The sequence below is a fragment of the Shewanella sp. SW24 genome, from assembly GCF_025653395.1.
Lineage (GTDB): Bacteria > Pseudomonadota > Gammaproteobacteria > Enterobacterales > Shewanellaceae > Shewanella > Shewanella oncorhynchi.
The window spans coordinates 16523-38527 of record NZ_JAKKSH010000002.1; the positions used below are offsets into that span (position 1 = coordinate 16523).

Annotated in this window: 16 protein-coding genes; 8 read left to right on the forward strand and 8 right to left on the reverse strand. The window is 47.3% G+C overall.

Going from position 1 to position 22005, the window contains the following annotated elements; translation table 11 throughout:
• Nucleotides 1–97 precede the first annotated feature (97 nt).
• From L5M17_RS02000 to L5M17_RS02025, 6 genes are all read right to left on the reverse strand, one after another.
• Nucleotides 98–1234: an ABC transporter permease gene (locus tag L5M17_RS02000; protein ID WP_263144867.1), complete on the reverse strand. Its 1137-nt coding sequence runs from the start codon at nt 1232–1234 to the stop codon at nt 98–100.
• Nucleotides 1224–2180 (reverse strand): ATP-binding cassette domain-containing protein, encoded by a 957-nt coding sequence (locus L5M17_RS02005; RefSeq protein ID WP_263144869.1) that lies wholly within the window; start codon nt 2178–2180, stop codon nt 1224–1226. The genes L5M17_RS02000 and L5M17_RS02005 overlap by 11 nt, the downstream gene beginning before the upstream one ends.
• The gene (locus L5M17_RS02010; RefSeq protein ID WP_411568930.1) at nt 2177–3163 is read right to left on the reverse strand and encodes an HlyD family secretion protein; all 987 of its coding nucleotides are present in this window, start codon (nt 3161–3163) and stop codon (nt 2177–2179) included. The genes L5M17_RS02005 and L5M17_RS02010 overlap by 4 nt, the downstream gene beginning before the upstream one ends.
• Before the next feature lie 23 nt (nt 3164–3186).
• Nucleotides 3187–3888 (reverse strand): TetR/AcrR family transcriptional regulator, encoded by a 702-nt coding sequence (locus tag L5M17_RS02015; RefSeq protein ID WP_198573577.1) that lies wholly within the window; start codon nt 3886–3888, stop codon nt 3187–3189.
• Nucleotides 3889–4073: 185 nt separating this feature from the next.
• On the reverse strand, nt 4074–4421 hold the full coding sequence (locus L5M17_RS02020) for a hypothetical protein (protein ID WP_113938914.1): 348 nt from the start codon (nt 4419–4421) through the stop codon (nt 4074–4076).
• 593 nt (nt 4422–5014) lie between these two features.
• Entirely contained in the window at nt 5015–5215 is a 201-nt protein-coding gene (locus L5M17_RS02025; protein WP_198573578.1) for a hypothetical protein, read from the reverse strand.
• Here L5M17_RS02025 and L5M17_RS02030 point away from each other — a divergent pair.
• From L5M17_RS02030 to L5M17_RS02070, 8 genes are all read left to right on the forward strand, one after another.
• Nucleotides 5214–6071, forward strand: a complete 858-nt coding sequence (locus L5M17_RS02030; protein WP_028760548.1) for a hypothetical protein — start codon at nt 5214–5216, stop codon at nt 6069–6071. The two genes, L5M17_RS02025 and L5M17_RS02030, sit on opposite strands and share 2 nt — an antisense overlap.
• An 11-nt stretch (nt 6072–6082) precedes the next feature.
• Nucleotides 6083–7411: a DUF4785 domain-containing protein gene (locus tag L5M17_RS02035; RefSeq protein ID WP_263144875.1), complete on the forward strand. Its 1329-nt coding sequence runs from the start codon at nt 6083–6085 to the stop codon at nt 7409–7411.
• A gap of 434 nt (nt 7412–7845) precedes the next feature.
• Entirely contained in the window at nt 7846–11073 is a 3228-nt protein-coding gene (locus L5M17_RS02040; RefSeq protein WP_263144878.1) for a winged helix-turn-helix domain-containing protein, read from the forward strand.
• A 20-nt stretch (nt 11074–11093) separates the two neighbouring features.
• Nucleotides 11094–11471, forward strand: a complete 378-nt coding sequence (locus tag L5M17_RS02045) for a DP-EP family protein (RefSeq protein WP_219250208.1) — start codon at nt 11094–11096, stop codon at nt 11469–11471.
• 583 nt (nt 11472–12054) lie between these two features.
• On the forward strand, nt 12055–13083 hold the full coding sequence (locus L5M17_RS02055; protein ID WP_105249692.1) for a diguanylate cyclase: 1029 nt from the start codon (nt 12055–12057) through the stop codon (nt 13081–13083).
• Nucleotides 13084–13245: 162 nt separating this feature from the next.
• Nucleotides 13246–15840 carry an FAD-binding protein gene (locus L5M17_RS02060; protein WP_263144881.1) on the forward strand — a complete coding sequence of 865 codons (2595 nt, stop codon included), beginning with the start codon at nt 13246–13248 and terminating at the stop codon, nt 15838–15840.
• 105 nt (nt 15841–15945) lie between these two features.
• Nucleotides 15946–16824, forward strand: coding sequence for a DMT family transporter (locus L5M17_RS02065; protein ID WP_263144883.1), 879 nt, complete (start codon nt 15946–15948; stop codon nt 16822–16824).
• Nucleotides 16825–16943: 119 nt separating this feature from the next.
• Nucleotides 16944–17468 carry a lipocalin family protein gene (locus tag L5M17_RS02070; RefSeq protein ID WP_263144885.1) on the forward strand — a complete coding sequence of 175 codons (525 nt, stop codon included), beginning with the start codon at nt 16944–16946 and terminating at the stop codon, nt 17466–17468.
• Between the two features lie 174 nt (nt 17469–17642).
• Here L5M17_RS02070 and L5M17_RS02075 read toward each other — a convergent pair whose 3' ends face one another.
• A complete protein-coding gene (locus tag L5M17_RS02075) occupies nt 17643–19235 on the reverse strand; it encodes an ABC-F family ATPase (RefSeq protein ID WP_081729050.1) in 1593 nt (530 codons plus the stop codon).
• Nucleotides 19236–19617: 382 nt separating this feature from the next.
• Nucleotides 19618–21852: a heavy metal translocating P-type ATPase gene (locus L5M17_RS02080; protein ID WP_263144886.1), complete on the reverse strand. Its 2235-nt coding sequence runs from the start codon at nt 21850–21852 to the stop codon at nt 19618–19620.
• Nucleotides 21853–22005: the final 153 nt, after the last annotated feature.

The following is a 22005-nucleotide window of genomic DNA, read 5'->3' on the forward strand; positions in this document are numbered from 1 at the left end:
AACATCGATTTCAATGGCTTAGCGCGACTGTTTACTGATAATTTGCGCTATATCAAAACTCGGCACTTTGCCCTTGATGATGAAACTCAGTACAGGGCTAATCCAAGCGCTTCGAAAATCTCATACTGGCGATCAATAACCCAATACAAGTAAAACCTATCATCCACAGGGCATCAAATTGAAGATCCATCACTTGGGCATCGCGCAGCACTATGGCCCGTGACATGCGCATAAAATGGGTTGCGGGTAAGGCTTCGGCAATCCACTGCGCCGCGATAGGCATGGCTTCGTAGGGGAACATAAATCCCGACAATAGAATCGATGGCAGCAGGATAAATACCGTCATTTGCATCGATTGCAACTGGGTTTTCGCTATGGTCGAAATCACTAATCCTAAGGTTAAACTGGCGCAAATGAACAACATAGCGGCAAGGGCGATGGAGTCGATTCCGCCACGAATCGGCACATCAAACAACAAATGCCCTGCGCTCAGGATAATGGTCACTTGCACAAAGCCGACGATCACATAGGGCACGATTTTACCCAGCATCAACTCCAGTGGCCGCACAGGCGTAGTGATCAAAAACTCCATATTGCCCTGCTCGCGCTCACGCACTATGGCGGCGGAGGTGAACATCACCATGGTCATAGTCAAAATCACGCCCAACAGACCGGGCACTATGTTGACCACAGAACGTTGTTCTGGGTTGAAATATTGCACCACTTCAAAACTCGGTATCGCCGTTTTTAGTGCTCTTCCTGCGACTTCATCCAGTGGCATTTGCCTTAAGCTACGAATAGTTGAAGCGACAACCGTATCTGAACCATCCACCAGCCATTGGCCAGCGGGTTGTGCGATATAGGACTGCGCTAAATATTGCTGACCCACAAAGCTTGGGTGACGCACTAAGCGCTCATCAAGATCGGCGGGCAAATACAGCACAGCTTTGACTTCGCCGCGAGTGATCGCCGCCTCAGCCTCGGCTGCACTTAAATAACGCTGTTTAAAATCCACCACCTGCGTTGCTTCCACCGCCTTAACCAGTGCGCGACTGTAGGCTGAATCACTTAAATTGACTAACCCAGCAGGCAGATGGCGAGCATCGGTATTGATCGCATAACCAAACAACATCAGTTGCACTAACGGGATCATGATTATCATGCCAAAGGTCATACGATCCCGCGACAACTGCCGCAGCTCTTTGACCACAATCGCAAAAATCCTACGCCACATGGTCAGTCTCTCCCTTGGAAACCCCAGCCAAGCGCTCACCGGTGCAAGTGACAAACACATCCTCTAAGCTAGCGCGCACTTCTTCCATCGTCCGGCTGGCAACTCTTGGCTTAAGCCAAGCGAGCGGATCTTCAATATTGCTGCGCACTAACACCCGCAAACGACTGCCGATTTGCGCCGCCGACAATATCGCGGACTCGCTGATCAATGATTGTTTTAAAGTGCGTAAGTCGTCCCCTGAGATCTCAACCACCCGAGCCCCCATCGCCGCCATCAGCTGCTGGGGTGAACCGTCGGCGCGTTTTATCCCGCGCTCTAAAATCGCCAGACCATGGCAACGCTCGGCTTCATCCATATAGTGAGTCGACACAAGTATCGTGGTGCCTTGGGCGCAGAGATCGAATAAGCGCTCCCAAAACTCGCGCCGATTCTCGGGATCGACCGCCGATGTCGGCTCATCGAGAAACAATAATTCGGGGTGATGTAAGGTCGCTGCCGCTAAGGCCAAACGCTGTTTCTGGCCGCCACTCATGGAGCCCGCCATTTGTTTTTCTCGGCCGACTAAATCGTATAGCATGACTAACTCGGCTATTCGCAGCTTTGATGCTCGGCGGTTAAGGCCATAAATTTGCGCGACAAACTCTAAGTTTTCCCGCACCGAAAGATTGTCGTACAGGGAGAATTTTTGCGTCATGTAGCCAATGCGGCGACGCAGTTTTTCCTCGGCACCGGGTAAGGTTTCACCCAAAACACGAATATTCCCCGATGTTGGACTCAGCAACCCAGTTAACATGCGAATTGAAGTCGATTTTCCGCAGCCATTGGGGCCGAGAAACCCATAAATAGTGCCCTTGGGAATGGCGAGGTCGAGGTTTTCCACTGCATTGACGCCGCCAAAGGCGCGGGTCATGCCTTGGGTCTCGATAGCAAAATCGGCGTGGCTCATGGCTGTTTCACTTTTTGTTGCACTTTTGGCTGCACATCGAGTTGCAGCACATCGAGTTCAACTTCTAATGCCATGCCGGTAGGTAGATCCTGATCTGTGGCAGAGATAGTAATATCGGTCAAATACATCAGCCGCGCTCGATCACGTTCATTTAGCGCATAAAATGGCGTGTAAGCAGGTTGACTGCGAATATTTCGCACAGTGCCAGCAATCGGTATCTCGCGGCCATCCACAAGAATATTGACGCTATCGCCCGCCTTCACTCTGTCTAACCAAGTCGCGGGCAGGTAAACCCGCACATAGGGATCCTCGCTCGCCAGCAAACCAATCAACTGAGTGCCTGCGGCAATGCGATCACCGACTCGCCAAGGCAACGTATCGACAACGGCATCACGCGCCGCTACTAAGCTCAAGTCTGCTAAGGCTTTTTGTTCAAGTTCGACACTGGCGCGAGCTGCAGTCACCGCGGCTTTAGCTTGTTCAAGCTGCTCACTACGGGTGCCATTTTCTAGCAATCGCAGGCTTTGCAGCGCTTCAGCTTGTTTAGCGAAACTGGTATCTCGCGCCGCACGGGCCGTATCTAAATCCGCTTGGCTAAGTACTTTAGTGGCAAATAAACGGTTTGTTCGTTCAAAGGCTCGCTGAGCCTCTTTCACGCTGGCATTTGTCCCGTCGAGCACGGCCTTGGCGCGTTCTATATCCTCTAAACGCGCACCTGTGACCGCCTCAGAAAGTTTAGCTTTAGCCTGTTCAAGCTCGGCTTGGCGCAGGGCGAGGCGCGCATTGGCTGAGGTTGTATCGAGCTGAATTAACACCTCACCCGCCTTAACCTGTTGACCTTCAACCACATTCACTTGAGTAATCAACTCACCTACGGGCGCGGTAAGCGTCAGCCTGTCCCGCTCGACAGTGCCAAGCACTCTGGGCGGCGCTTCGGTGCAGCCGACTAATAGCAAGATCACACAACCCACACTCACGTGCATCAGAATTTTAAAATTCACTCTCATTACGACTTCCTCGGTTCACGCAGTACACCTTGGGTAAAAACCTGCATATTGTGCAGCGCTAGACGCTGTAAACCATCAGCATCGGCACTAAAAAAGCCGAACTGACGCATTAACACCGGGGGCGCAATAAGCGGAAAAACCATCAGACTCACGAAACTGAGGCGTACTAAATCGGGATCTAATCCCTCCTTCAATAGCCCCGCATTGACTAATGTGGATTCGAGCCATTGCCGCGAGAGGGATAAAATTTGCTCAAAAACAGACAACATAATGCGATAGGGTTCTGAGCCATCGCCTTCCTGTAACACCCGTATAATCAACCGTGGCAATCCCAGGTTGGGTGCCATAACGCGATAATATGTTTGCATAAGTTCACCCAAGTTATTAGGGGCATCCGCAGCGGATATTTCGCGAAAACGCGCTAATACGGGTTCAAGGGTTTCCCGCACCATTTGTTCGAACAAGCCCGCTTTTGAACCAAAATAATAACGAATAAGTGCGGCATCAACCTCGGCTTCGCGGGCAATTTCACGGGTAGAAACGCTGGGATAACTGCGATGACTGAAGAGATTTAGGGCTGCGATAATTAAGCGTTGGCGGGCATCGGAATCCCCTTTAGGACGACCAGGAGTCTGCGGCTGTGATTCAGTTTGAGCGGTAAATGGCACAACCCCCTTTGGGCGACCGGGAATAAGCGACATGGCAAGCTCCAGCAAAATTCATCTATTGATGAATATACTGAAAAGCCGCGTAAAAAGGCAGCAGTTAAATTCCTCATTTTCATTGATATTGAGGAATTTAACCCACGGACTACATGGTTAAAATTTAGATACCGTTCAATCGAAAAATTAAGCGGCCTTCTATTAAAGATTTATACAGTAAAAGCTTATGCGCCTTTCACTATCGCACTCAAACGGGTAATGAATTGCTGTACGGCTTCAACCGTGTCAAAACTAAAGGCAAGGCCATAGTGGGTTTCGGTCAAACTCTTATGTAAACGTTTGGGGAAACGTGTCATCTCGGCATTGTGGAAATAGTCGTATTTGGCATGCACGCCTGCAATAGTGGCAAGTTCGCCGGAAAAGACTTCGAATGCAGGGCGAATAATCAAGTTTGGTGATTTACCGTCGAGGTGTAAATAGAAAGCCTCTTTGGTTTCTGGGAGCATGTATTCAGTAATGTTTTTTATGGTGAAATTAGTGCGACATTGCAGTCCACTTAAGCAACTCACCATCTTATTATGTTCTATCGCCAAACTTATTCTCCCGTGTTTGTTGTCTATTTAGATTAAACCTGCCCATATCGCGCTACTTTTTCTACTCCCAGTCAATCCATGGCTCAGATGACTGATTAAGATAAGAAGAATATCATCTCGGCAATGTTGGTTTTTATCCCGTTTATCCCACTTTACCTCAGCTCAGCCTAATCGGTTTAGTCTTAAAATGCACTAAAGTGATACCCATATCCCAGAGTAAATGGGCGAGTTTGAATTATTTATCACAAAAACCTTTATATACAGAACGATAAACCTATTAACTCAAACGCTAAGTGGGTGTCACAGAAAATTCTTTTGTGTAAGCAAATCGCTATTTCAAACACGATAAAACACAACTTAGTTTATTAGGTATTGCTTATCATCAGGTTATCAGCCTTTAGTTTAACATTAAAACGAACCGTTCAAAATGCGACCCAGCGATTCCATTTTATGATGATTGTTTTACTTGCCAGCTTAAAATGTTGCGTCTAGGTTAATAAGCTTGAGTTAAGTCCTGTTGATAATGGCTAAGTTACGGCAATCACATTTGATGCCAACGTAAACTAGCGCATTCACGCTATCCCGTCGTATTCAGGCCTTAAGTCATGTTTTACCCAAAGTGAGTAACCCGCGCTTAAGCGCCTATAAACCGAGCCATGCCAGCCAATTTCAAGCTTATTTACGGCAAATCCTGCATTAACTGACTTGCCCTGAACTGTCGCAACGGACTGGCGGCCACAATCAACAAGACCAACAACACGAGATATAGCCATGAAGATCAAAAAAGCCCTCATGCTCTTGGGTCTGTTCGCTGTCAGCCCAGTAACGTTAGCCGCAACCGGAGTCGCCTTTATCCATGGTACGGGTCACCAGACCAATGCCTTAGCCGATTACTGGACGCCCGAATTTGTTAACTCAGTGCGCCAAGGCATCCCAGTGCCAAACAATTACACAGTGATCAACTGCGACTTTGACCAATATATGTGGGAAGAAAGCGCCGCAGGTTGTCTGGCAACGCAGCTCAATAGCTTTATCCAAGCCAAAAATATCGACGACTTAATTCTGCTGACCCACTCCAATGGTGGCAACGTAGTGCGGTGGATTTTATCTAATCCAACGTGGGACAGCCGTTATCCTGCAGTGATCAACGCCACCTCAAAGGTTATCGCCATCGCGCCTTCCAGTGCTGGTACGCCGCTGGCCGATGCGGTGAACCAAGGTAATGTGTTCGAAACCAGCTTAGGCTGGCTCTTAGGCTATGGCAGCAATGCGGTGAAACAACAGCAAGTCGGTTGGATGGCAAACTATAACAACGCTTGGCTTAATGGCACAGCGGGTCGCCCATCGCTGGGTAAACCCTTCGAAGTCGTGGTGGGCTCAGATGTTGATTCCGCTATTTGGGACAGCGACAGTTACTGCGCGGGTTATCAATACCAAGTCGCGCTCGAAACCACCCAAAACTGGCTCGATAGCTGCTCCGACGGCTTCTTAAATTGCAGCTCACAAAAGGCGGCTGGCACTGTCTGGTTTACTGATAAACAAAAGACCCGTGGCCAAGAGCCCTTAAGCCATCAGCAGAGCCGTCGTACGTGTTTCAACTTAGACACGCTGATCCGCAACCACATTTAAGGAGCACTAAGATGCACACACTCAGCAAACTTGCCAGTGTCTTGGCGCTAAGCGGACTGCTTGCAGCCTGCCAAGATGAAGCCACACCCATAGATCCCAAAACCAATGCCAGCCCAATGTACGCCAAAGGGTTAACCTTAGCCGCGCCGAGCGATACCGATTTAGTCGATAGCAATATTGCCAGCCCAACACTCACGCCCATCAACACCAGTTCGGATTACATTAGCTTTATCACCCCGCTGTACGGCGAGTATCAGGCAAGTGCGCCGCAGCTTGAGCAAGCCAGCCAAAGTGACGAGTATTGGGTCAATGTAACAGGCGCACAGCTTAATGCGGGCGTGGGCCTCACCATGAGCCAAGCGTCGAGCTTAGTGCGCATTGCACCTCGGGGCGATACCCGCTCTGGTGCCTTAATGCATGCAGAGGCTATTGCCCCTGAGCGCGTACAAATTCAGCGCGTTACCCCTAATCAGTCACCCCAAGGCAAAGCAGCCAATAGCAGCGGGATAAACACCAATGAGTCACTGGTTAAATCAATGGTCAACGCCGATGCTTTGGCTAGCGCAGGGTTAACCGATGATTCGAGTGCATTGCAAATGTCGGCGAAAGCCACACCGGGCCAATATCGCCTGCAGATCAGCCAGCCGTTAACACCGAGCGCCAGCTACTTAGTCAATGTGAAGGAAAAAGGCTCGCCCTATCAACTGAGCGTCAAAGCCCCCACCGCCATCGCGGCGGATGCGCAAAACCTTGGGCTTGAACTCGCTCTCAGCCAAAGTGATAACACCTTTGTACCACAGGCAAAACTCAAACAAGCCGATGGCAATATGCAACCGCTGGCGATGGTAAAACAAGGGGAGACATGGCAAGCGGTGATCCCCGCGGGCGTCGCACTTTCGAGCAGCAATGCAGGTTTCAGTGAAATTGAAATCACGGTACAAACCCAAGTCGATGGCCGACCTGTGCAGCGCACGGTCAAATCTGTCTTTAAGTCCTATGTCAATTCGGCGAGCATCAAGCCCGAAGTGCTCACGGTTTGGGATAAAGGCTTGCCTAACCAAATCAACTTTGAGTTAACTGTCGCCGAGGCGGGACGTTTTGGCTTAAGTGGCACGTTAACGGGCACCAACGCCGAAGGTCAAAAGGTGGCGATTCTACGCACCCAAGCGGCCAATTGGCTGACCCCAGAGTCGCCGAAGTTAAAGCTGATGTTAGATCCTAAGCTCATCCAAGCCTCGGGTTTACAGCCGCCCTTCGAACTCAATGAATTAGAACTGCAAGATCAAGGTCAAATGGCCAGATTAAGCTATCAAGCCAAGGCACTAACCTTAACGCGCTAATCCAAAGGGACGAATGTTAAGGGGCTAACGTTAAGATACTCAGCTTAACGTGCTGATAAGTCAGGCTTGTTAGCCTTAAGTTCCTCTCTAATACCAAGTGCCCAATCATGGGCACTTTTTTATTGTTGATCTTTTGCAATCGACATCCAAAAGCCATCACCTTATTTAACATCTAGCGTAAAGCACAAACTGTTGACAGAAAAATGACAAGCTAAAGACTATTTACCACACTTCACCCTGATAAAATTTACATTGATTATCAATGGTTATTCCTTTTAAATAACAATCATCAACGGCATAATGTCAAGGTCTTGACGTCAGACCTTTGAATGACAAGCATACGGTTCTTTATAACAATACGTATAACAATAAGAGTGACTCACAGCGCAAGTTTTTACCGTGCCATGGTCAATACTCAATAAATGGACATCGTTATGAGTGACAGCACATTTTTCTTTGGTGAATGGCAAATCAATCCCAGCGCCAATAGTCTGCTCCTTGGCAAACAAGTCAAACAACTTGAGCCCAAGGCGATGGATGTGCTGCTGTTTCTCTGTCAACGGGCGGGCGAAGTCGTCAGCAGTGATGAAATAGTCAGCCACTGCTGGCCAGGTGTAGATACCGGTGACAATCCACTACACAAGATTATCAATCAGTTACGTCGAGCATTAGGCGACAGCGCCACAGAACCCACCTATATAGAAACCATACGCAAACGCGGCTATCGCACCTTAGCCGAAGTGCGTTTTCCTATCGGACACCAAGCCACCGCCAGCCCACAGAGTTGGCAAGGCGGCTCGCCCTTTCCGGGGCTGCAAGCCTATAGCGCTAACTATGCCGAGGTGTTTTTTGGCCGCAGTGAACAAATCAGCACTTTGCTTAACCGGATAAGTCAACAAATCCTGTTTGGCCGTGCCTTCTGCCTGATCTTAGGTCCAAGTGGCAGCGGTAAATCTTCCCTGATTAATGCGGGTGTTGTGCCCAATTTAATGAAGGGCGACGGCTATAACGGCATTGGTGTCGCGTCATTCAGCAGCTTAGATTTTGCCGATGTGAGTAAAGGACAACTACTCACCGATCTTGCCAGTGCTATGCTCGACTGGGAAATCAACGACATCCCAGTATTCGAAGGCATGAGCGCTGAGACTCTGGCGATTCAACTCATCGAAGATATCCAAAGCGTAATCGACCAGTGCACCCAAGCGCTCAAGGCTAAACCCTTTTCTAATCCGTTTTTTGCCTTGTTTATCGACCGATTAGAAGTGTTGCTCTCATCACCGCTATTTAGCGATACCGAACGAACTCAGTTCATAGAATTATTGGAACAACTCGCCACCTCAAAAGCCGTGATTATCATCAGTGCCTGTCGCAACGATTTTTATCCTTTATTGGTCAATTACCCAAGCTTAATGGCGGGTAAAGCCCGCGGCGCCCACTTTGACTTAGCACCGCCAACACGCACTGAGCTATTACAAATGATCCGCCTGCCCGCAGTGGCTGCCAACTTAAGCTGGGAAGTTGACAGCGACACCGCGATGCCGCTCGATGAAATGCTCTGCAGCGATGCCGCCAGTAACCCAGATGCGTTGCCCATGTTGCAATACACTCTGCAGGCCTTGTATTTACAACGCAGCGCCGACGATAAGTTGTTAGTCTCTGTTTATCATGCACTTGGCGGTATTGAAGGGGCGATTGGCAAAAATGCCGAGCAGGCGATTTCACACTTAAGTGATGCCGAAAAAGCCAGTCTGCCGCGGATTTTATCCCTATTAGTCACCCTGCGCGAAGATGAAAAGTCCATCACCAGCCGCACCGCTCGCTGGTCACAACTGCAAAGCACGGCCGAAACCGCCCTAGTGCAAGCCATGGTCGATAGCCGCTTATTCGTGTCACATCTGCAAAATGGAGAACCCTGTTTTAGCATCGCCCACGAAGCACTTTTACGCCGTTGGCCGCGGGCGACGGCTTGGATTAGCGAACATAGCGACAGTTTGAGTATTAAGAGTCGCCTACAGCATTTATCTAAGCGTTGGCTCAGCGAAGCCAAACACAGCGCTTATCTGCTCGCCGAAGGCAAGCCGTTAAAAGAGGCCCAAAGCCTCAGCCAAAATCCGTTATTCGATTTAGACGATCCCGAAACCGCCTTTATCGCAGCCTCCAGCAAACGCGCCAATATGCTGCGCTGGACGAGGCGCCTAACCGTCGCCCTACTGTGCGTCCTCACCTTAACCTCCGTCATTATGAGCGTGCGCAGCATAGAAGCCGAAAAACTTGCCCTGCAAAAACGCCTTGCCGCCGAAGATTTGCTCGGCTTTATGGTGGGTGACTTCGCCGACAAGATGCGCGGCATCGGCCGTATGGACTTACTCGACGGGATCAGCAATAAGGCACTGGAATATTTCACTGATTTTTCCAATAAAGAGGATGATGCACACTTAAGCTTCGATGCCCGCTTCCAACACGGCCAAACCTTAGAGGCCATGGGTGAAGTGGCCTATTCGCGCAATAAAATCGATGAAGCTCGCAGCGCATTACTCGCGGCACAGGAAAAAATGCTGCCACTGCTCGAATTGCAGCCGGAAAACTTAGCCCTACTGAAAACCTTAGGTGCCAATGCCTTTTGGTTAGGACAGCTTAAGTATGATGTGAGTGATTGGGCGGCATCGCGCCCCTTCTTCGAGCAGTACTTAGCCTATAGCCAAACTATGTACGCCCTTGCGCCCGAAGATAAAGATGCGCTCATGGAACTTTCTTACGCCCATAACACTTTGGGCTCAGTTTCGATGAAGCAACAGGAATTTGCCAAAGCACAACAAGATTTTGAAGAGTCGCTAAGGCTTAAATTGCTCGCCTTGGCAAAAGCGCCTGAGGATAGTCAGCTAATTGCGGATGTGGCCAATGCACGTTCTTGGTTAGCGAGTGCGGCAGTGTCACAAGGTGATGTACTTTCAGCCATACAGATCCACACTCAACTCCAACAAGAACTAAGCAATAACATTAAACAGCCATATATATTAGATAGACTAGCAGCCAGCCATCAAATTCTTGCTAAGTTATACGATTATCAAGATCTACCAGAACAAGCCCTAAGACAAACCCGACTTGGTTTGGAAGCAATATCAAAAGCGCTAGAACAAGATCCTAAAAACGATATTTGGACAAGACAAAATTACTATTTACACTTCAATCTTCTAGCATTTGCACGCACTGATTCTAATGAGATTACAAGATTAAAATCTTTACTAGATTCAGATATTGATTTGAATTCTTCATCGAAGAGAGACGAAGTGTATGCAAGCTATTTTCTTGCATCAGCACAACACTTACAACGACAAGGTAAGTTTGATAAAAGTATAGAATATGCTGTGCTAGCAAAAAATGAATTTCTTAAGTTATCAAAAAAATTCAATCAAAATATTAACTTCATTTCAAACTTATCGGAAAGTATTCTATTTGAAGCTAAAACGGTCAAAAATTATAAAGCCAAGCATGAATTATGCAACACTTCAAAATATTTACTATTACCTATAGTAGAAAAAGATAAATCACCAAATTTCACCATTCATTATGTTAAAGCCCTTGACTGCCTTGGCGAAATTATAAGCGATGACAATCTTAAACATTTACTATTAAAATCTCATATAACCAATACCAAATTTTAACCAAAAGAAAGGAAGTTAATATGTTCGCACCACAAGGCTCGGCTCAATTTATTAAAGTCAATGTTAATCTAGAAAATGGCGAACCTGTATTTATTTATACAGATGCTAATGGTGAACAATGCCAAGGGGATGTGACTATCACCCAAGCTGGTACTGTTACCTACTTGCTAAATGATCAAACAGGAAAAGGTTTAAAATTTGTTGGGGTCGGCTTTGTTACCCCATTCGATGACATTGTCGATGCGGTAACCATCAGCAGCGATGGTATGTTAGTACAACTCGTCGATCTAGATAGAACGTCGGGAACTACTAAGTTCCAATTTGTATTGAGCAATACTACTAATACCTTACTGATATTAAGTCCTGATCCAGAAATTATCAATCGTCCTCAAAACTAATCGAAATGCCCAACCTTTAATCGGGCTGGGCAGTTTCTACACCCGAAGAAAAGGGGAAAAGCGGGGACAGCCATGTCTTTTTGTGCTTTGTCCCCTCTTATACTAGCCTTTACATTATCTTGATTGCGTCTGTTTGGAGCAGATGATGACCCCGGCCAGAAGAATGCTTATCGATGCTAATACAACGCCCTTCTATCATGTGATAAATCGCTGTGTCAGAAGGGCTTTTCTGTGCGGTGAGGATAAACTCACAGGCCGCAGTTATGAGCATAGACATGACTGGATTGTCGATAAAATCAAAGCATTATCCACCATCTTTAGACACTAAAATCCTTTGCGCTTGACGCTTAATACCCAAAAATCCACTCATGGGTGCCACTTTTTTAACTTAGCCATGCCCCAAAACCTCGCACGTTTCAGCTAAGCCTGAGAATTTACCGTGAGAAGATTAAATTTAAAACCTTTATAAACAATAGATTAAATCGGAAGGTAAGCAGAAGGTATCTTTTCTTTGCGAAGAATAAAGTCATCATCAGAAAAGCGCTTAGCGCAGATGGCATTAGGTTCACGGAGAATGATAACAATGACAAGCTCACCTAAACTGACACGTTCACAACATCCATTATCACTTGTGGGTGAAGGCAATGGTTCACAGTGTACTGCGCAGCAAGGCTTGGTCGAGCCCGCATTGCCGTTAACCTTCTTCGAACATGCCTCGATTGAAACGATTCAACAGTTTATTCAGCATCTGACTGAACCGGTGATTATCGTCAATGCCCAAGGTTACATTTACTTTAGCAATAGCAAAGGTGCTGACTTACTGACATGCCCGCAGGCCAGTTTGAAGGGACAAGATTGGCGCAACTTTTTGACAGAACACCACCAAGCTCGCTATGACAATTTGCTGAGCAATGATATTAAATTAGGCAAAAATTGCGGCATTCCAGTGCAGCACTCCGCCGAAGAAATCACCCTCATTACCGCCTCAGGCAAAGCAAAAGATGTCGAGCTTTCCATTTCCTACATCCCCAGCCATGAACCTCTGTTTGTGATGATGATGCACGATTTAACGCAGCACAAAGCAGAAAATCAAAAGCTACGTAAATTGGCCGCCACAGATTCACTGACAGGACTGGCGAACCGCCGATATTTTGATGAAATGCTGCATCACTATTGGGAAGAATGCACAGGTAAGCTGCGCCCGATCAGCGTGGTGATTATCGATGTGGATTACTTCAAAGTGTTCAACGACCAATTCGGCCATATCCAAGGGGACGAATGCCTACGTAAGATTGCCAAAGTGATTGCTGACATAGTACCGATAGAAATTGGACTAGCAGCGCGTTACGGCGGCGAAGAATTCGCGCTAATTCTACCAAGCCACAATGCCAAAATGGCACTAACGATTGCCCAAAAAGTGCAGCAAGGGATTAATGACCTGCGCTTTACCGAGCAAGGGCTGCGCGATTATGTCTCTGTGAGTGCGAGCCAAGGGATTGCGAGCGAAATCAATGGCCAGTTCCGTACCTCACTCGCCATGCTGTGCGCCGCCGATACCGCATTGTACCGCGCCAAAGCCGATGGCCGTGACAGGATCAATACATCGCTTTAATACCTATTAATTGGCGACTTGTTTGCCCGCAACTGATTTACCCAAAACATAGTTACCCGCGGCTTTGTTATCCGCAATTGATTAACAACGGGATGAATGACCTCAGTAGGCGCTTTAGCGCATTGAGGAAAACACGCAAAGCACACGAAAGGACGCATGAATATGGACAAGCTTGAGGCATCAAGAAATATACGGGCAGTGATTGAAAAAAGCTTACCCGTGAGCACGTCACCCCTTGCCATATTCACTTACCAGTGTTGGTTGAAAACCAGCGCAGGTGGGCGTGTGTTCCATTATAAAACTGATAGGGAAGATACCTATTTCGCGGTGGATATTAATTCACTAGGGCATATTGAATGCGTGATTAATACCACCTTGCTGCGGGTTGAAGCAATATCAACCTTAGGTGGACTTAACGACGGTCAGTGGCACTTATTGTCTATCTGCCATGAATACCATGAAATCAGTTGTTATGTAGATGGTGAAATTACCCATACACAACTCAATAATCTGTCACTGGTTGCCGACAATGAATTTTTAATTGAAAACGTGTCTTTACCGAATCATCGCGATACACATTTCGATGGTGAAATATTTGGCATCACCTTGCTTAATCGATTATTAACCCGAACTGAAATCGTTGACTATTACCGTAATCCAGCGCAACAAAGATCGATTAGCGAAAATAACCTTTATATTTACCAGCATCAAGATGCACATAATATTCGTGGTGAAAACTTTATCCCACTTAAAAGACAAAAAGTGCTGCTGGTCATATTTAATGACACTGAATATCAATTCATAAAAACCACTACGGATAGCAACACTTATAATCAACAACTGCCTAAGATTATTCCACCCCACGAACGCCGAGCCTATATTATTGAATGTAACTATAACACTTGGCCTAATTTTAGTTATTTAGTTAATTACACGGCGAGTAATCAAGCGGATATTACACTCAATGTTGAAGTGTTTAAATCGCTGACAGCCTATCGCTCTAATATTAAAGTCACCGTTGCAAATGAACTCGAACGGGATTGTTTGATTATTCAATCGACCGAAGAAGAATTAAGTGCTGAAGTGCGTATTAGTGAAAACTTAGTGATCACTCAAGCCAAAAACTTTGTTAATTTCATCAATGAAGTTCGCGCACACATTCCGGCCGATAATATTATTACCGGTGGCCATTATTATAGTGAGCAGCAACTCTCGGTCAGCACAGGTAAGCAAATGATTGCCTATCAACAGGCTTGCCAACTGTTCAACCGCAGGTTACAAAAAAAACCACTGGCGATCATCAAATGCACGTCTACTGAAGAAGTTAAAATCGCCTATAAAGCGGCTATTGATTATAACTTGCCAATCAGCGTGCGCTCGGGTGGGAATGATCACGAAGGTGAAAGCACTGAAACGAATACTGTAGTGTTAGATCTGTTGAAGATGGATAGTCTCACTTTAGATCCCATCACAGGTATTGCGGCCATTGGACCAGGCAATCGCTTTATCAATCTCACCACTGCCCTTGCGAAAAAAGGCGTGATGATCCCCCATGGCACCAGTGGCAACGTTGCCTTAGCGGGATTTATTATGGGCGGCGGCTCAGGACCTTGGACCCGCAAATACGGCATGTGCTGCGAATCCCTATTACAGGCAGAAATTGTCCTCGGCATTGGTGAAACCCAAGTCGTCTCGGTTGCCAATAAACCAGAGTTACTCTGGGCGCTCAAGGGTGGCGGCGGATTAAGTTACGGCATAGTGACCCGCTTTTTTGTGCAAACCTTTCCACTACCGCCTTGCCTGCTCAAGTTTGAATTAGAGTGGAATTGCTATGATAAACAAACCCAAGAACTCATTGAGCACACCCCAACCAAAGACATTTTACAGCGCTGGGAAGCCATCATTAATGCCGACAGCACAGGCTGTTTGATTGGCACCAATCTCAAGATAAATGCCAAACATTTACCCGCAGAACAACACAAAACGACTGACATAGACACAGAGTCAATTAAGCATAACTGCTTGATGTATGGCTTTTGGGAAGGCAATTCCGCCAGTCTGAATCACTTTATCCAGACACAATTTAATGAGTTTGACCTAATCCCCAATGATATTCGCATCGAGGGGATGGGCGGACTCACCAAAGCCTACGGTGAAAACTTAATGGCCAATTGGGAAAGGGAATCTTTTCATCATCTGCAAGCTGACTTACAAGGCATAAACCGCTCACCGACGCCACCCGATTTGGATGAGCCCGCGCCCCATAAAGTCACCTCGCGCTTAGTGAATCAAACGGGGCTCAGGGACGGTTATAAGCCACTGCTTGAAAGCTTAACTTCTCGCTATGTGCTTGAAGGTAATCGCCAATTGGGACTATTTACCTATGTCACCCTTGGCGCCATTGCGGGTGATTATTATCGCACTATGGGCGAAGAGCAAAAGAGCCGCAGCGCCTTCCCCTACAAGGACAGACAATACACGATTCAATATCAAACTTGGTGGAATAACGCCCTGCAAGAGAAACAACAATTGCAGGATAGCCAAGTGTTTACCCGCATTAATCGTGCACTCGATTGGATTGATGCCAGCCGAAATTATGACATCCCCAACACCTCGGGCGCCTTTATCAGCTTCAAAGATAAAGCCATCCCCACTGATGTGTACTTCGACCATAACTACGCCGAGTTAAAACGGATTAAGGCGGCCTACAGCCAAGATAGCTTTAACCATTTCCGCTCACGTAAAAGCATTATTTAGTTAATATATCGGCATAGCCTAGGGTGAGTTTTTAAGGCAAAATCGACGCCGTCCACAGGACGGTGTCGCCCCCTAACTCTCTATTCACTCTGTTGTAGGTTATCTATGCCCAGCTCAGCTTTAGCTATCATTTTTGCCCTATTGGCGGCCATTCTTATGGGCACAATCGGTGTATTAGCGCGCTTTGCCGCCCTGCCCGCCGAACACATTACCTTCTACCGCTTACTGCTCGGTGCCCTATTTCTATTGGCTTATATGCTGCTTACAGGTAAAGGCCATCAGATTCGCCATAGACCCAGTAAACGTACCTTAGTGAATGGCATTATGCTCGCGGGTTTTATGGCGTTTTACATTGAAGCCATTCAGTACACCCAAATGGCCAATGTAATCATGATTATTTACTTAGCCCCTGTGGTGCTGGCTATTTTCGCCCATTATTTCTTTGCCGAAAAACTCTCCCGCTTAAGCATGGCAAGCGTGGTCGTCGCGCTGGTGGGCTTTATGTTAATGATCCCAACAGGGCCGCAGCAAGCGAGCAATCACACTGAATTATTAGGCTATTTTTATGCCCTACTCGCCCTATTAACCTACAGCGGGTTTATGTTAATCAACCGAAAACCGAGTCTGAGTTCGCCCTACCAGAGCACTTTAGTGCAGCTTAGTGTCGGCGCTTTATGCCTACTGCCCTTAGTGATAAATGCACCGCTGACGCCAAGTTTGCCACAAATGGGTTGGTTAATTGCGATTGGATTCTTCCCCGGTTTTTTAGCCATTTTGCTGGCGGTAAAAGCCCTGCGGCAATTGCCTGCTGTCACTTTTGGCACCCTCGCCTATGTGGAACCAGTTATCGTAGTGACGCTAGCATGGTGGATATTTGGTGAAACCTTGAGTCCCATGCAATTAAGCGGTGTCGGCTTGATTATTCTGGCCGGCATTAGCCAAGGCTTTATCAGTCAGCGCAAAGTATTGATTACGAGCGGCTAACCAACAACACTTTGCCAAGTAGCTGAAATAATGTGAAGAAAATAGTGTAAGCTCGATAGAGGATTGATTGAACATTGCACCGAAGACGTGCGACTAAGACTTAATATCAGGAGGTCAAATTGAGAAAGCTACTGTTAGTCATTAGTATATTTTTGCTCAGCGGCTGCTTAGGCATGCCTAAACTGGTTCAACCCGTGAATGATTTTGAGCTGAATAAATACTTAGGGAAATGGTACGAGATTGCGCGCTTAGATCATTCATTCGAAAGAGGGTTAAGCCAAGTTAGCGCAGAATACAGCCTGAAAGACGATGGCGGTGTGATGGTCATTAACCGTGGATTCTCAGCGGCTAAAAACGAATGGAAAGAAGCCGAAGGTAAGGCCTATTTTGTCAATGGGGACTCCGAAGGCTATTTGAAAGTCTCCTTCTTTGGGCCATTTTATGGATCGTATGTGGTCTTTGAATTAGATCATGAAAACTATCAATACGCTTTTATATCAGGACCCGACACGGGTTATTTGTGGCTACTGGCTAAAACCCCGACTGTGCCACCCGAGGTACTGCAAAAGTTTGTTGAAATGTCTAAAGCCCGCGGCTTTGATACCGACAATTTGATTTATGTGCAGCAAGAGTCAGCGCCCTAACGAGTGCCACCAATGCACTAAAATCGAGTGCGCGAAAAGTTAATCGCTAGATAAAAAGACAGCCAATGGATACAAAAACGCCGCAATGAATCGCGGCGTTTTTATTAATGCTGCATTTAGCTGCACTGTATATAAATGCATGTATTTACACATGCAGCTAAATAACAAATAGCGTTAGACTTCGATGCCTTTGCTAGCAAGGAACTCATCGTAAGTGCCTCTGAAATCATTCACGCCTGAATGAGTGACTTCAAGGATACGGTTTGCCAGAGACGATACGAATGCACGGTCATGACTCACGAAAATCAAGGTCCCTTCGTACATTTCCAGCGCGTTGTTTAATGATTCAATCGATTCCATATCCATGTGGTTGGTCGGTTCGTCGAGGACTAAAATGTTGGCTTTTTGCATGATGAGCTTGCCGAATAACATACGACCTTTCTCACCACCAGACAGCACTTTGACTGACTTTTTAATGTCGTCAGAGCCAAACAACATACGGCCTAAGATGCCACGTACCGATTGGTCGTCATCTTCTGGCTTGCGCCATTGGCTCATCCACTCGAACAGCGTCATTTCGTTAGCGAAATCAGACTCATGGTCCTGTGCATAGTAACCAATGTTAGCGTTTTCAGACCATTGGATAGTACCTGCATCCTGCGGGATGTCATGGATCAGGGTACGTAACAGGGTTGTTTTACCGACGCCGTTTTCACCCAATACCGCAATGCGCTCGCCCACTTCAACAATTAAGTTTAAGTCTTTGAATAACGGAGTGTCGTAGCCTTTAGTTAGGTTTTCAATCACTAAGGCATTACGGAACAATTTCTTCTCTTGCTCGAAACGAATGAAGGGGTTCACACGGCTAGAGGCTTTTACTTCATCTAACTTAATCTTGTCGATTTGACGGGCACGAGATGTGGCTTGTTTCGCCTTAGAGGCGTTAGCCGAGAAGCGTGCTACGAAGGTTTGCAGCTCAGAGATCTGAGCTTTTTTCTTCGCATTATCAGACAATAAACGCTCGCGAGCTTGGGTAGCCGCTTGCATGTATTCGTCGTAGTTACCTGGGTAAACGCGCAGTTCGCCGTAGTCTAAGTCAGCCATGTGAGTACAGACTGAGTTTAAGAAATATCTATCGTGCGAAATGATAACCATAGTACTGCTACGTTGGTTCAACATGTCTTGTAACCAACGGATAGTGTCGATGTCCAAGTTGTTGGTCGGTTCGTCAAGCAGCAGCACGTCTGGATCAGAGAACAGAGCTTGCGCTAACAATACACGCAGTTTTAAACCCGGTGCGATTTCAGACATCAAACCAAAATGGCTTTCAATACCGATACCTACACCTAACAGTAATTCGCCAGCACGAGATTCGGCGGTATAACCGTCCATCTCAGCAAAATCCATCTCTAGGTTGGCGACGGTAATGCCATCTTCTTCACTCATTTCGGGTAAAGAATAAATACGGTCACGTTCTTGCTTTACCTTCCACAGTTCGCGGTGGCCCATGATCACGGTATCGATCAGGTTGAATTCTTCATAACCGAACTGGTTCTGGCTTAGTTTACCCAGACGCTCATTCACATCTAACGAGACGTTACCGCTGCTAGGGTCTAGATCACCACACAGGATCTTCATGAAGGTCGATTTACCACAGCCATTCGCGCCGATAAGACCGTAACGGTTACCACCGCCAAATTTAACTGAGATGTTTTCAAACAGTGGCTTAGCGCCGAACTGCATGGTGATATTTGCTGTTGTGATCAAAATGAACTTCCAAATCGAGTAATGTTGGCCGAGCCCGCTGGCGCCGCTTTAAATAAGCATAAACCAAATAACGCTATGCCGAAGGGGTAAAAATAAACGTGGCACTATAGCAGTTTGGGCTAAATTATCAACTACCAAGGCGGATCAAAAGCCAGAGGGAATGCCGAAATCGCCGCACTATGCCTGTATGAGAAGCGTAATTGATTTTACCCTATTGGCTTAGCTTTCAATGTATTCGAGCAGAATGACAATCTGATGACCCTTAGCGTCGTAAAGCTTGCCGACGCTAAAGGCTTATGCAGTAAGTGCTAATGTGGACATAGCCCTAAGCTAACTCAAGATACCCGTTTCAACATTTTAAGTTAGCTTAGGTATCGACAACTTATAACTTCTGCCGTCTTAAGCGGTTGGCGTTCGTGACGACAGTCAGTGAAGACAAAGCCATGGCTGCACCCGCAATCACAGGGCTTAATAACATGCCCGTAAGTGGATAAAGCACGCCCGCCGCAACCGGAATACCCAAACTGTTATACACAAAGGCGCCGAACAGATTCTGCTTAATATTGGTAATCGTCGCCCGCGACAATGCCAATAAGTTAGCAATCACTATCAATTGTTGCGACAACAAGGTGATGTCCGCACTTTCAATCGCCACCTCAGTGCCCGATCCCATCGCGATCCCCACATCGGCACTCATCAGAGCTGGCGCATCATTAATACCATCCCCTACCATAGCCACCACATGCCCTTGCTTTTGTAAATCCAGCACATGCTGTTGTTTTTGCTCGGGTAGTACACCAGCAATCACTTCGGTGATGCCCACTTGGTCGGCCACCGCCTGCGCCGTTTTTGGGTTATCCCCCGTTAACAGCACCACGCGAATGCCCCTTTGCAGCATGGCCGCAATGGCTTCTTTGGCATCGGGTTTAATCGGATCTGCCAGCGCGATAGTGGCCACTAACTTGCCCGCTTTAGCGACATAAATCGGGGTTTTACCTTGATTTGCAAAACTTAATGTCGCCTTAGGATCTAAGGCACTGCCATCGGAATTGACAATCTCCAATGCCGTCATCAAGGCGAGATTACCAATCGCCAGCGATACGTCATCGACCTTGCCCTCAATCCCCTTACCTTGATGGTTCGTAAATGCCTGTGTGTCGGGCAATTGCGTCAGTGATTCCTTGGCATAACTGACAATCGCCCCCGCTAACGGATGCTCAGAGTGCTGCTCAAGACTCGCAATTTCGCCCAGCAAGGTTTCTTTATCTGCATCACTCAGCGTTTGCACTAATACAAAGTCAGTGACTTGCGGCTTGCCTAAAGTGACAGTGCCGGTTTTATCCAGTACCACACAATCGACTTTACTGGCGGTTTGCAACGCTTCGCCATTTTTAACTAACACGCCCATTTGGGCGGCGCGGCCCACAGCCACCATGATAGACATAGGTGTCGCCAGCCCCAACGCACAGGGGCACGCTATGATGAGCACACTCGTCAGCACCACTAACGCATGGCTTAAGGCGGGCGCTGGACCTGCAAAATACCAAATAGCCGCCGCCAGCAGCGCTATCGCCACCACAGTCGGGACAAATACCGCTGAGATCTTATCGGCCAATCGACCTATGGGTAATTTTGACGTTTGTGCCTGTTGCACCAGTGCAATGATTTTGGCGAGTTTGGTATCTTGTTGTCCCGCCGTCACTCGGTAAACTAGGCTGCCATTGCCGTTGACTGTGCCCGCGCTCAGACTGTCTCCCCGATTTTTAAGTACAGGAATAGGCTCACCTGTGAGCATGGCTTCATCAAGTAGGGATTGTCCTGTTTCGACCTCACCATCAAGGGCAACTCTGTCTCCGGGGCGCAAACGCAGCTTATCGCCCAGTTTCAACTGACTTATCTCAACCTTTTCATCCCCCTTATCCGTAATACGAATCGCAGTAGTGGATTGCAACCCGAGCAGTCGCTGCACCGCTTCGCTGGTTTTGCCCCGCGCTTTGAGTTCGAGTCCATGACCTAAGTTAATCAAACCTAGAATCATCACACTCGCCTCAAAGTACACATGGCGGGTATCCATAGGGAATGCGCTAGGCATAATGACTACCAACATGGAATAGGCCCACGCGGTACTGGTGCCCAGCACAATCAACGTATCCATGTTGGTGGTTTTGGCTTTGAGCGCCCGCCACATACCTTGATAAAAATGGCCGCCTGTGGTGATGAGTAAAGCCAAAGTGACCAGTCCCATGATGCCCCAGCCTAGCTGCAGATTTGGGCTGTTGATCATCATTTCACCGCCCAGTAATCCCCACAGCATCATGGGCACACCCACAACGAGCGCAGCAATAGCTTGGCGCATCCGCAATCGATACTCGGCGGCATCTTCAAGGCGTTTTTCTTCGGCGGCGACTTTAGCATCAATAACGACCTGCGCCGGATAACCCGCATTTGCCATCACAGCCAAGGCGGTATCAACGCTCATCTTGCCTTCTACCGTCACTTGCTTATCGGCGAGATTAACACGCGCTTCAACGCCCGCTTGGGCGGTAAACGCCTTTTCAATTTTTGCAACGCAGCCAGCGCAATTCATATTGGCAACATAGAGTCTGGTCATAGACATGGGAGATCCCTCACTTGATGTTTCACACTATAGGTCTAAGATAAAGTCTCCCATCACTGGAGAGTCAAGGATGAATTTGCTCAATGTGATCACATCGACAATTAATTGCAGGGCGAAATGGGTGATACCAATCAGTTGGAAAAATAGAGGTCA